The sequence below is a fragment of the Stenotrophomonas sp. FW305-3-2-15-E-LB1 genome (assembly GCF_058787375.1).
This window is the reverse complement of record NZ_JBYSZR010000028.1, coordinates 48,439-60,357: the sequence shown is the minus strand read 5'-3', so window position 1 is coordinate 60,357 and position 11,919 is coordinate 48,439. Positions and strand designations below refer to the sequence as shown.

Sequence of the window (11,919 nt, the reverse complement as noted above, 5' to 3'; positions counted from 1 at the left end):
CACTGCTTCGCAAGCGCCCGAACGCACAGCCGCCAGCGGCTGGGCCGGACCCCGGAGGGGGGTTTACGGCGTCCCCCGCAACCGGACCCACCCCGCCATCCCACAGGAAACCCGCTTTTGACGTTGACGTTGACGTTGATTTCAGCAGGTGCAGGGCTGCAAGCCCTGCAAGAAGACCCAACTACTCCGGCGGGGTATCGCGTACCAGGTGGATGTCAGTCGGGGTCGACAGCGGGATCCCCCGCTCGGCCAGTATCTGCAGCAGGCTGAAATACAGATCGCTGCGCGTGCCATACACCTGCCTCGGGCTGGCCACGTAAGCGAAACTGTTGAACGTGATCTGGCCGCCGGCAATGCTGTCGATGAACACCGACGGCGCCGGCTGCGCCAGCACCGCCTGGTGCGCGCCATAGGCATCCAGCAGCGCCTGCTTCAGGCCCGCCACGTCAGTGCTGGTCGGCACCGCGAACTGGATCTGGATGCGGCCCTGGTTGTTGCCCATCGTCATGTTGCGGATGGTCTTGGTGATCAGCTCCGAGTTCGGCACGATCAGCGTCGACTTGTCGCCCACCTGGATCTCGGTCGATCGCACGTTGATGCGGCGGATGTCGCCTTCCTGGTCACCCAGCTTCACCCAGTCGCCGATCTTCACCGGGCGCTCGGCCAGCAGGATCAGGCCCGACACGAAGTTCTGGATGATCGCCTGCAGGCCAAAACCAATGCCCACCGACAACGCACTGGCCAGCAGCGCCAGGTTCTTCATGTCCAGGCCCATCGCGGTCAGCGCCCACAGGCCCACCAGGATGATGCCCACGTAACCGGCAATGGTGCTGATCGAATTGCGCGCGCCCAGGTCCAGCTCGGTCTTGGGCAGGTAGGTGTCGGTCAGCCAGCGCTGCATCAGCTGGGTCAGGCCTACGCCCACCAGCAGCACCAGCACGCCGGTCACGATGCGGCCCGGCTGCAGCGTCAGGTCCTTGTTGATCGTGATGCCGTTGGCCAGCGCAGCGATGCGCTCGACGATCGTGCCGACGTTGCCGAACGGCGCAGCCAGCGCCAGCAGCGCGATCAGCACCACCAGCGCGCGCAGCATCGCCGACAGCAGCACGCCGGCCTGCTCCAGCCGCGAAACACTCAGGCCGGTACTGAGCAGGATGGTCTGCCCGACCTTGCTGTCGGCGTTGAGAAGCCAGGTGCTGAAGTCATCGACGAACTTGAACAGCAGCATCGCCGCCAGCACCACGATGGCACCGCCAATCAACTGCTCGTTGACGAACTTGGCGAAGTTCACGTAGCCCAGCAGGCTGGCGATGATGGCGGCGGTGACGGCCAGGTTGCCGGCGACGCGCGCCAGCACCAGCCAGCTGCTGCGACGTACCGGCACTGCCGCACCCACGCCATCGGCCTGCGCCTCCAGCTTGGCCTCGGCTTCGGCATTCTGGCGGCGGTGCAGGCGCGACAAGGTGACCAGCATGGCCATGATCAGGCCAAGGTAGGTCAGCGCGATCACGCCGTCCAGCGCCACCGTGGTGACGTCGCTGGTGCGCGTGGCCCGGTCGATGGCCACCAGCACCGTGCTGAACCAGGCCAGCGCGGCCGCACCCCAGGCGTACTTGCGCAGCTTCAGCGCGGCGGTGTCATCCAGGTTCAACAGCCGCCACGATGGCCGCGTCGGCACCAGCAGGCAGGCGCTGAGCGCAGCAATGAAGGCCGCCACGAAGGTGGCCTGCACCACGCCGTCGGCCACGTTCTGCAGGCGCGGGGCGATACCACCGATGGCGTTGAGCGACGCGATGAACACCACCACCGCATAGCCCGGCAGCAGGGTGCCGACCAGCAGCAGCCACATGGCCAGGCCGGAGCGGCGCAGGCGCCCGTCAGGTGCACGGTCGGAGGCGGCGAAGCGCCGGCCCAGCGCGCGCAGCCACAGGCGCAGCGGGAACATCATCACCAGCGCGGCCAGCAGGCCCAGCAGCGGCGTCCACCAGCCTTCCTTGTTCAGCGCGGCCACCAGGGCATCACGGCCCTGTGCGGCCAGCGGCGTGACCCGCGCGATATCCACCGGCAACTGCTTGGCGACCTTGCGCCACAGCGACGGCGACAGCGGCGAATCGACCTTCTGGCCCAGTTCCTCGGTGCGCTGCGCGGTGCGCTGCTTCTCGATGTCGGTGGCCAGCTGGCCGGCACGCACGGCGCTGGCTTTTGCCTGCGCGATTGAAGACGCCAGCGCATCACGCTGGCGGGTCAGGTTGCGCCGCTGCGTCGCCAGCTCCGGCGGCTCGGTGGTGCCCTCCGGTGCCGTGCCCAGCTGGGCCAGCTGCTCGGTCAACTGGTCCAGCTGCGGCTGCAGGCTCTTTTCCAGGGCCTCGGCATCGCGGCGTACCTGCGATGCGGTCTCGGACAGCATCGCCAGCGTTTCCGTGGCCTCGGCGGCATCGCGCTTGCGATCCACCTCTTTCAGGCTGGCATCGAACTGGGCCAGCTGCTGCTTCGGCGTCGGGTCATCATCCTGGGCCAGCACCGGCGCAGCCAGCAGCAGCGCGCCACACAACAGCAGCGCCAGCGAAGGGCCACGCCCCAGGATCGTTCGGAAGAAGGAAAGCAAGCCAGCCACACCGGTTCGCGCGGACCACCGCGCCTGCGCGCGACTATACGGCACGGCGGGTAAAGGCTGGATGGAGGGCGCTGCGAACCTCGGCGACGGAGGTAGAGTCGACCGTTGGTCGACTGCCGCGCGCAGCGCGGGATTTCCAGGGCGTCCCGCCGGAAGCAGTCGACCAGCGGTCGACTCTACCCGGCCCTCAGTACTTCAACCGCAGCTCTTCCACCTGGGGCTGCTGCAGCGCGTACCAGTCCTGGAATTCCTCTTCGCTGATCTCATCCGGCGCGTACACCGCGATGGGATGCCAGTCGTGGTCGGTCGGCAGCGGCTGCCGCGGGCCGGCGCGCAGGCTGTAGCTGACGCCTTCGTAATCGACCACATCGTCCACCTGCGGCCACTGCTCGCGGGCAAACGCGGTTTCACTCTTCAACAGGATCACCTGGTACATCGGCACCTCCACTTCGCGGGTATGGGAAAAAACGCGGCGCTGGCGCAAGCATAGCGCCGCACCGACGGGCACTGGCACGCCGCGCGGGCGACGCAATGTTCTGGACGTGGCGCTCGCCCCGGTTTCACCTGCCCATGGCGAGCCCGACGGCAAGGTGGGACACCGTTTCCCCCAGCGCTGAACACGATGACCGACCACCCGCCGCTGAAGACCGTCGCCGACCTCAAGCTGCCCCGCTACCTGGGCACCTGGTACGAGATCGCACGCCTGCCCATGCGCCACGAGCCGGACGGCTGCACCGATGTGTCCGCCCACTACCAGCTGCTCGACAACGGCAATGTGCAGGTGCACAACCGCTGCCGCATAGACGGCGAGGTGGAGGAAGCCATCGGCGAAGCCTGCCCGGTGGACAATGACAGCGCCCGCCTGGCCGTCAGCTTCCTGCCCAAGGGCCTGCGCTGGCTGCCCTTCACCAAGGGCGACTACTGGGTGGTGCAGGTGGCCCCGGACTACAGCGTCGCCCTGGTCGGCAGCCCGGATCGCAGGTACCTGTGGCTGCTGGCCCGCGAACCGCAGCTGGATGCCACCGTGCGCGACCATTATCTGGCCACCGCGCAGCAGCAGGGCTTCGATCTGTCCGAACTGATCCACACCCCGCATACCGGCCACCCCACTGCCTGAGCCCCCCATGGACCTGAAGAGCGGTTACCCGTGGTGGGCCGTAAGCAACGGGCTGATCCAGGCCTTCCCGCCGCTGCAGCAGGACCTGCGCTGCGATGTGCTGGTGGTGGGCGGCGGTGTCACCGGCGCGCTGATCGCGGATGAATTGTCGGGCCACGGCCACGAGGTGGCGCTGATCGAGCAGCGCGACATCGGCTGGGGCAGCACCGCCGCCAGCACCGCGCTGCTGCAGTACGAAATCGACACCCACCTGCTGGACCTGGCCGGCCAGTACGGTGCCGACGCCGCCGAACTGGCCTACCGCGCCTGCGCCGATGCCATCCCGGCCCTGGGCGAGGTGGCGCGCGGGCTGAGGAACGTCGATTTCCAGCGCATGGACAGCCTGTACCTGGCCAGCCGCCACCGCGATGTGCCGGTGCTGATGGCCGAGGGCGCCGCACGCCGGCAGGCCGGGCTGGATGCGCGCTGGCTGGAACCGGACGACCTGCAGCAGCGCTTCGGCGTGGACGCCGGCGGGGCGCTGCTGACGCGCCAGGCCGCGCGGGTCGATCCGTATTGCCTTACCTATGGCCTGCTCAAGCGCGTGCGCCGCCGCGGCGGCCATGTGCATGACCGCACGGTGCTGCACCGCCTGGACGCCACCGCGCGCGGCGTCACCGCCCGCACCGAGGCCGGGGCGACGATCCGCGCCCGGCACATCGTGCTCGCGATGGGCTACGCCAACCAGCGCTGGATCGACCAGCGGGTGGCACGCAACCGCAGCAGCTATGCCTTCATCACCGACCCCATCGATGCCGGAGTGCTGGGCCCGCTGCAGCGCACGATGGTGTGGGAAAGTGCGCGCCCCTACCTGTACCTGCGCGCCACCGGCGAAAGCCGGCTGCTGGTGGGGGGGCTGGACGATGCCATCGACATCCCGGCGCGCCGCGACCGGCGGGTGCAGGGCAAGGCGAAGCAGCTGATGAAGCAGCTGCAGCACTGGTTCCCGCAGCTGGAGCCGACCCCGGCGTTTTCCTGGGCCGGCACCTTCGCCGAGACCGCCGACGGCCTGCCGTTCTTCGGCCCGCATCCGCAGTGGGGGCCGCGCGTGCACCTGGCCATGGCCTACGGCGGCAACGGCATCACCTATTCGATGATCGGTGCGGGGCTGCTGCGGGCGCGGATCGAGCGGCGCCGGCACCCGCTGCAGGATCTTTTCGGGTTCGACCGGGTCTAAGGGAATCCGGGCCTGGCCCGGATCTACCACAAGCCGGCGGCGACAGGCATCATTCAAGCTGCGCCTGTTAGCGTCGGCCTGTACCGCCGCGCGTGGCGCGGTCCCTGCCCGTTGGAGCATCGTGATGATCCGTCCCCTGACCCTGCTGCTGTGCCTGGCCAGCCTGCCCGGGACCGTCCTTGCCCAGTCCGCCGCGGGCGCCACGGCCCCGCAGTCGAACGGCCTGGACCTGTCCGTGCCGCAGGCACCGATGCGCTACCTCAACGACCCGACCGTGCAGCAGGACCCGCCCGGCACCTATTACGGTGACAAGAGCGGCCCGCGCGTGCACGACGATGCCAGGATCGCCGACGTCACCGACGACAAGCTGAAGGTGTCCGGCAGCTTTACCACCGGCATCGGCTACTCCAAGGGCTACGGCAACTCGCACTACAACGCCGCTACGTTGAACCTCAGCAAGAACTACACCACCGATGAGGGCAAGACCCGCGGGGTCAACCTCAACATCCATGTCAGCGAAGGCAACGGCCCGGGCTTCGGCCCATATGGCGGTGGCTTCTATGGCCGCGGTGGCCCGGGTTACTGGGATTACCCGCCGCCGTACGGCTGGTAAGCACCCGCTGCGCTCGCCGGGCATGGCCCGGCGCTACCGCCAGAGCCCACGCTCGGCTGCGCCGTGCGCCCGCCGGGACCGACGTCAATCCAGCCAGCCATCACGCTCGCTGTGCAGGATCCGCCCATCGTGCCCGCTCAGGCGCACTTCCACGCGCTGGTTGCGGGCGTTGCGCGCTTCCAGCGACCAGGTCGCGCCATCGCGTTCCAGTGAATGGATCTCACGCAGGCCATGGGCCTGTGCCTTGGCCAGCACCTGCTCGGTGCCCAGCAGCGCGCGGCCATCGTGCTCGTCGAAAATCTCGCCGGTCTTCGGGTCGACATAGACCTCGCTGAAGCGGCCATCGGCACGGCTGACATCCGCCTCCCACAGGCCATCATCGCGCTCGATCTCATGGATCTGCGTGTAGCCGGCCTTGCGCAGGGTCTGCTCGACCTGGGCCATGCCCAGCGGTGCCGCCTGCGCGGCCGGGGCGAAGGCCAGGGCGACGACGGTGGCGAGGGTGAGCGACTTCAACATGGGGGTTCTCCTGTTCGGTGCCGGACCATCCCGGCACCGCCACGATGCCCGGCCTGGCTAACAGCCCCTTAGCCAGCGCTGTTAGCCAATGGTTAGGACACACCGGCACACTCGCGCCCTCCTCCCTGTATTGTCGCAACCGACCGTGCTGCTTCCTTTCGCCCTGCCGCTGCTGCTGGCCCTGGCCAGCCCCACGACCGCCGCCCAGCCTGCCAAGGACCCGGCGCAGGATGTCGCGCGCCGGGCCGTGCAGCAGGGCCGCTATGTCGCGCTGGAAGGCGTGGTGCGCGATGCGCTCACGCGCCACCCCGGCCAGCTGCTGGAAGTGGAACTGGACGATGGCGTGTACGAGGTGGAAATCCTGCGCGCCGACGGCGTGGTGGTGGAGCTGGACTATGATGCGCGTAACGGCAGGCTGCTGAAGACGGAACTGGACGACTGATGCGCATCCTGCTGGCCGAAGACGATGCGGCGCTGGCCCAACGCCTGCAGCCACTGCTGGAACAGGCCGGTTACGTGGTGCAGGCCGTGGCCGATGGCCGCCAGGCCGAAGAGATCGGCCAGATCGAGGACCTGCAGGCCGCCATCGTCGACCTCGGCCTGCCCGGGCTGGATGGCCTGAGCGTGATTGAACGCTGGCGCGGCAACGGCCGCAGTTTCCCGGTGCTGGTGCTGACCGCCCGCGGGCGCTGGCACGACAAGCTGGCCGGTTTCGATGCCGGCGCCGACGACTACCTCACCAAGCCATTCCAGGCCGATGAACTGGTGCTGCGCCTGCGCGCCCTGATCCGCCGCAGCCATGGCCACGCCAGCCCCCGCCTGCAGTGCGGCCCGCTGCAGCTGGACGTCAATGCCGGCCGCTTTGAAATGGGCGGGCAGGCATTGGCACTGAGCCCGCAGGAGTTCCGAGTGTTGAGCTATTTCATCCACCACGCCGGCAGCGTGATCAGCCGCGACCGTCTGGGCGAGCAGATCTTCGAAGGCGGCTACGACCCCGATTCCAACGCGCTGGACGTGCTGCTGGGGCGCGTCCGCCGCAAGCTGGGCGTGGACCTCATCCATACCGTGCGTGGCCAGGGTTGGCGGCTGGCCGAAGCATGAGCGCGCGGCAACCCTCGCTGCGCCGGCGGCTGCTGCTGGTGGCCGGCATCGGCCTGGTGCTGGTCTCTGTGCTGGCCGGCGTCCTGCTGGGCGAGCTGTTCAAGCGCAGCGCGCGCGACCGCCTGGATGGCGAGCTGCAGCAGGACATGCTGACCCTGCTGGCGCAGGCCGAGATCGATCCGGACGGGCAGCTGCGCTTGCGCCAGGAGCCGAACGACGCGCGCTTCCAGCGGGTGTTTTCCGGTGCGTACTGGCAGATCGCCGACAGCCACGGCAAGGTGCTGCTGCAGTCGCGATCGTTGTGGGACCAGACCCTGCCCGCCACCGCAGCGGGCCCGGCCGAGCGTGACCTGTCCGGGCCGATGCAGCAGTCGCTGCGCGCGCGCGTGCAGCAGGTGCGCCTGCCGCGTGCCACACAGGCGTATGTGGCCCTGGTGGCACATGACCGGCAGGCGCTGGATGCCGATGTCGCCGCCTTCCGCAACCGCAGCGCGCTGGCGCTGGGCATCCTGGTGGCGGCGTGGCTGGCGGTGCTGGCCAGCCAAGTCCATTTCGGCCTGCGCCCGTTGCGTGGGCTAGGCCAGCAGATCGAACGCATCCGCCGTGGCGAGGCAGAGCGCATCGACCGCCGCCAGCTGGACCGCGAGATCGCGCCGCTGGCCGATGAGCTCGATGCCCTGCTCGACCACCACCAGCGCATGGTGGCGCGTGCACGCAGCAGCGCCGAAGACCTGGCCCATGCCTTGAAGACCCCGCTGAGCGTGCTGGCCGCCGAAGCCCAGGGCGAAGGCCGCGACTGGCGCCGCACCCTGCACGAACAGGGCGCGCGCATGCGTGCCAGCATCGACCGCTACCTGGCCGCAGGCCTGGCCGTCGACCATCGGCAAAGCAGCGAGGTGGCCCCGGCCGCCGAAGCCCTGTGCCGCTTGATGACCCGCGTGCATGGCGGCCGCCGCATCCGCTTCCAGATGGATGTGCCGCGCGGTATCGCCTTTGCCGGCGCCGTCACCGACCTGGAGGAAATGCTGGGCAACCTGCTGGACAACGCCGGCAAGTGGGCCCAGGGCGAAGTGCGCCTGCGTGCGCTGGCGCAGAACGACCGGCTGCACATCGAAGTGCGCGACGACGGCCCCGGCCTGGACAAGGCCAAGCTGGAAAGCGTCCTGCAGCGCGGCGTGCGCCTTGACGAGCGGGTGGAAGGCAGCGGCCTGGGCCTGGCGATCGCCGCGGAGATCGCGGCCAGCCACGGTGGCTCGCTGCGCCTGTCCAACGAGAACCCCGGATTACGCGCGCGGCTGGAGCTGCCGCTGGCGGCGCCGTAACGCTGCTGTAGAGCCGAGCCCATGCTCGGCTGGCTCCGCTGCAGCCAAGCATGGGCTCGGCTCTACAGTGGACCGCGAACGGCAGCCGAGCATGGGCTCGGCGCTACAGCGCTCAGCGGTGGTGCATCCACCAGCAGTCGATGGCATCCAGCGCGATGTGGATCATCAACCCGATGCCCACCAGCCGCGTCTTCTTCGGCACGCACAGGCCCGCATACACGGCGATGGCCGGTGCGGTGTGCAGCGGGTGGAAGCCGATGCTGCAGCGGTTGGGCGCGTAGATCGGGTCGGCCAGCAGATGGTCCAGGTCGATGATCCACCCAAGCAGCAACAGCAGCCAAGCGGACGCAAACCGCTTGCGCCAGAACAGCCATGCCAGCAGGGCTGGCACGGCGGCATGCAGGAACAGATGGAAGATCGCGCGCGCGCTCATCGGCACAGGTAGCGCCGGGCCATGCCCGGCGTTCCCATGGACATCACGCCAGCGGTTCGTCGGACAGGTAGGTGTAACCGGTCAGGCCGGCTTCCAGCGCCTGCGACAGCTCCTGCGCACGTTGGGGCGACAGCTCGGCCGCCGCCACGCGCTGGGCGTAGGCCGCACGCAGGTCGTCCAGCTTGTAGCCCACGTAGTCCAGCATCACATCGGTGGTGTCACCGCGGCGCTGCTGGGTAATGGCGTAGCCATCGGCATCGGCCACCACTTCCACCGCGTCGGTATCGCCGAACAGGTTGTGGATGTCGCCCAGGATCTCCTGGTAGGCGCCCACCATGAAGAAGCCGATGCGGTAGCTCTCGCCGTGCTTCATCGCGTGCAGCGGCAGCGATGTGTCCAGGCTCTCGTTCTCGACATAGGTCTTCACCATGCCGTCCGAATCGCAGGTCATGTCGGCGATGATGCCGCGGCGGTCCGGGGTCTCGTTCAGGCGTTCGATCGGCACGATCGGGAACACCTGGTCGATCGCCCACGCATCGGGAATCGATTCGAACACGCTGAAGTTGACGAAGTACTTGTCAACCAGGCGCTCGTTCAGTTCATCCAGCGCCGGGCGATGGCTCTTCTCGTCGTAGCTCAGGCGCGCACGCACGCCGTGGGCGATGGCGTAGAACAGATCGTCGATACGCGCACGCTGCGGCAGGTCGATCTGGCCCAGCGCGTAGCTGGCCAGGCCTTCGGCGTGGAAGTGCTGCGCTTCCTGGAACAGTTCCACCGCCGGGCGCGTGTCCAGTTCCTCGTGGATCTCGCGCAGGTGGCGGATCGAGGCCGGCTCGTCGTCGTGCTGGTCCGGCACGCGGCCTTCCTGCGCCTGTTCCACTTCAGAGACGTTGGCGATCAGCACCGCGTGGTGCGCGGTCATCGCGCGGCCGCACTCGGTGACGATGCGCGGCGGGGTCAGGCCGTGCTCTTCGCAGGCGTTGGCCAGCGGCTGCACGATGTTGCTGGCGTACGAATTGAGCCCGTAGTTGATCGAGCAGAAGCTGCGCGAACGGGTGCCTTCGTAATCCACGCCCAAGCCGCCGCCCACGTCCACGTGGGTGATCTTCGCGCCCAGCTGTGACAGCTCGACGAAATAGCGGGTGGCTTCGCGCATGCCGTTGGCGATGTCGCGCACGTTGGAGATCTGCGACCCCATGTGGAAGTGCAGCAGGTTCAGGCAGTCGGCGTATTCGGTATCGCGCAGCGACTTCCACAGGTCCAGCAGCTGGCGCGGGGACAGGCCGAACTTGGCCTTGTCGCCACCGCTGTTCTGCCACTTGCCGGCGCCCAGCGAGGCCAGGCGCATGCGCACGCCCAGGCCCGGCTTCACGTCCAGTGCCTTGGATTCCTCCAGCACCAGCCTCAGCTCGGACGGCTTCTCGATGACGATGAAGGTCTGCAGGCCCAGCTTGCGGCCGATCAGGGCCAAGCGGATGTACTCGCGGTCCTTGTAGCCGTTGCAGACGATCAGGCCACCCGGGCGCGACAGCGCCAGCACGGCCATCAGCTCGGGCTTGCTGCCTGCTTCCAGGCCGAAGCCTTCACCGTGGTGGCTGGCCAGGGTGCCGGCCACGCCGCGGTGCTGGTTCACCTTGATCGGGTACACGGCGGTGTAGCCGCCCGGGTACTCCCAGTCCTGCTGGGCCTGGGCGAACGCCGCCTGCAGCTTGCCCAGGCGCTGGCCGAGGATGTCCGGGAAGCGCACCAGCAGCGGCAGCTTGGCGCCGCCGGCACGTGCAGCGTCCACCACCTTGGGCAGCGACACCACCGGGCCATCTGCCCCGGTCGGTCTCACTACCATGTGCCCGGCCTGATCCACATCGAAATAACCATCCGCCCAATGCGGGATCGAGTAGGTCTTGCGGGCTTGGTCGAGGGACCAATCGGTCATTGCAGTCGGCCTTGTTGGCAATAAAAGGGGGGGCATGATAACGCCTATATGCCCACAGGTTCGTTATCATGCGCGCCCGCGCCCGTGGCAGGTCTGAACCTGAACGGGCCGATCCGTCCGGATGTGGCATCTGTGCCACGCGGCCCCGCCCGCCAGCCCGGCTTCAACCCTCCGAACAGGACCGTAATCCAATGACTGACAGCAGCAACTGGTACATCGAACACTTCGAACGCACGGGCTCGGCCATCGGCTTCCGCATCACCGGCAAGCTGGACGAGGTGCAGTCGCCGTTCCAGAAGATCGAGATCTTCCAGACCACCGACTGGGGCAACCTGATGACCATCGACGGGGCCATCATGCTGACCAGCAAGGACAACTTCTTCTACCACGAGATGATCAGCCACCCGGTGCTGTTCACCCACGCCGCGCCCAAGCGCGTGGTCATCATCGGTGGTGGCGACTGCGGCACCCTGCGCGAAGTGCTCAAGCACAAGGGCGTGGAGAGCGTGACCCAGTGCGATATCGACGAGCAGGTCACCGTGATGGCGCGCAAGCACTTCCCGGAACTGTGCGATTCCAACGATGACGCCCGCGCCGAGCTGCTGTTCGACGACGGCGTGGCCTACATGGCCAACTGCCCGGCCGGCAGCGTGGACGTGGTGATCGTCGATTCGACCGACCCGGTCGGCCCCGGCGAAGGCCTGTTCAACAAGGCCTTCTATGAGAGCTGCTTCAAGGCCCTGAAGGACGACGGCATCCTGGTGCAGCAGTCCGAATCGCCGCTGATGCAGCTGGAGCTGATCAACGAGATGCGCACCGAGATGGGCAAGGCCGGCTTCGGCTCGTTCAAGACCCTGCCGTTCCCGCAGCCGTGCTACCCCACCGGCTGGTGGAGCGTGACCATGGCGCGCAAGGGCGAGAGCGGCTTCGACTTCCGCCAGGCCGACTCGGCTGCCAAGACCTTCAACACCCTGTACTACACCGCCGCGCTGCACACCGGCGTGCTGGTGACCCCGCCGTTCGTGGCATCAGCCCTCAAGGGCTGATGGCA

12 protein-coding genes are annotated in these 11,919 nt (G+C 68.1%); 7 read left to right on the top strand and 5 right to left on the bottom strand.

From position 1 onward, the window contains the following. Nucleotides 1-181: 181 nt before the first annotated feature. A complete protein-coding gene (locus tag AC3WL7_RS17310; RefSeq protein ID WP_492751949.1) occupies nucleotides 182-2,614 on the bottom strand; it encodes a DUF3772 domain-containing protein in 2,433 nt (810 codons plus the stop codon). Between the two features lie 187 nt (nucleotides 2,615-2,801). Then, nucleotides 2,802-3,050 carry a hypothetical protein gene (locus tag AC3WL7_RS17305; RefSeq protein WP_079223952.1) on the bottom strand — a complete coding sequence of 83 codons (249 nt, stop codon included), beginning with the start codon at nucleotides 3,048-3,050 and terminating at the stop codon, nucleotides 2,802-2,804. 186 nt (nucleotides 3,051-3,236) lie between these two features. Here AC3WL7_RS17305 and AC3WL7_RS17300 point away from each other — a divergent pair, with 186 nt between their 5' ends. From AC3WL7_RS17300 to AC3WL7_RS17290, 3 genes are all read left to right on the top strand, one after another. Then, nucleotides 3,237-3,731: a lipocalin family protein gene (locus AC3WL7_RS17300; RefSeq protein WP_492751947.1), complete on the top strand. Its 495-nt coding sequence runs from the start codon at nucleotides 3,237-3,239 to the stop codon at nucleotides 3,729-3,731. Nucleotides 3,732-3,738: 7 nt separating this feature from the next. Then, nucleotides 3,739-4,947 (top strand): NAD(P)/FAD-dependent oxidoreductase, encoded by a 1,209-nt coding sequence (locus AC3WL7_RS17295; RefSeq protein WP_492751944.1) that lies wholly within the window; start codon nucleotides 3,739-3,741, stop codon nucleotides 4,945-4,947. 124 nt (nucleotides 4,948-5,071) lie between these two features. Next, nucleotides 5,072-5,560 carry a hypothetical protein gene (locus AC3WL7_RS17290; RefSeq protein WP_079223958.1) on the top strand — a complete coding sequence of 163 codons (489 nt, stop codon included), beginning with the start codon at nucleotides 5,072-5,074 and terminating at the stop codon, nucleotides 5,558-5,560. Nucleotides 5,561-5,644: 84 nt separating this feature from the next. Here the strand turns inward: AC3WL7_RS17290 and AC3WL7_RS17285 are convergent, their stop codons facing one another. Further along, the gene (locus tag AC3WL7_RS17285; RefSeq protein WP_295520101.1) at nucleotides 5,645-6,079 is read right to left on the bottom strand and encodes a PepSY domain-containing protein; all 435 of its coding nucleotides are present in this window, start codon (nucleotides 6,077-6,079) and stop codon (nucleotides 5,645-5,647) included. Nucleotides 6,080-6,227: 148 nt separating this feature from the next. On the opposite strand from AC3WL7_RS17285, the gene AC3WL7_RS17280 reads away from it, so the two are divergent. The 3 genes from AC3WL7_RS17280 to AC3WL7_RS17270 are packed head-to-tail and all read left to right on the top strand — an operon-like array spanning nucleotide 6,228 to nucleotide 8,502. Beyond that, nucleotides 6,228-6,521 carry a PepSY domain-containing protein gene (locus AC3WL7_RS17280; protein ID WP_079225415.1) on the top strand — a complete coding sequence of 98 codons (294 nt, stop codon included), beginning with the start codon at nucleotides 6,228-6,230 and terminating at the stop codon, nucleotides 6,519-6,521. Continuing rightward, nucleotides 6,521-7,180: a response regulator transcription factor gene (locus tag AC3WL7_RS17275; RefSeq protein WP_492751938.1), complete on the top strand. Its 660-nt coding sequence runs from the start codon at nucleotides 6,521-6,523 to the stop codon at nucleotides 7,178-7,180. Before AC3WL7_RS17280 ends, AC3WL7_RS17275 begins: the two co-directional genes overlap by 1 nt. Further along, nucleotides 7,177-8,502 carry an ATP-binding protein gene (locus AC3WL7_RS17270; RefSeq protein ID WP_295520097.1) on the top strand — a complete coding sequence of 442 codons (1,326 nt, stop codon included), beginning with the start codon at nucleotides 7,177-7,179 and terminating at the stop codon, nucleotides 8,500-8,502. The genes AC3WL7_RS17275 and AC3WL7_RS17270 overlap by 4 nt, the downstream gene beginning before the upstream one ends. A gap of 112 nt (nucleotides 8,503-8,614) precedes the next feature. Here AC3WL7_RS17270 and AC3WL7_RS17265 read toward each other — a convergent pair whose 3' ends face one another. Further along, nucleotides 8,615-8,935 (bottom strand): DUF6122 family protein, encoded by a 321-nt coding sequence (locus tag AC3WL7_RS17265; protein WP_079223965.1) that lies wholly within the window; start codon nucleotides 8,933-8,935, stop codon nucleotides 8,615-8,617. Nucleotides 8,936-8,978: 43 nt separating this feature from the next. After that, nucleotides 8,979-10,868, bottom strand: coding sequence for an arginine decarboxylase (gene speA, locus AC3WL7_RS17260; RefSeq protein WP_492751930.1), 1,890 nt, complete (start codon nucleotides 10,866-10,868; stop codon nucleotides 8,979-8,981). A gap of 191 nt (nucleotides 10,869-11,059) precedes the next feature. Between speA and speE the strand changes: the two genes are divergently transcribed. Continuing rightward, entirely contained in the window at nucleotides 11,060-11,914 is an 855-nt protein-coding gene (speE, locus tag AC3WL7_RS17255) for a polyamine aminopropyltransferase (RefSeq protein ID WP_079223969.1), read from the top strand. The last annotated feature ends 5 nt before the right edge of the window (nucleotides 11,915-11,919 follow it).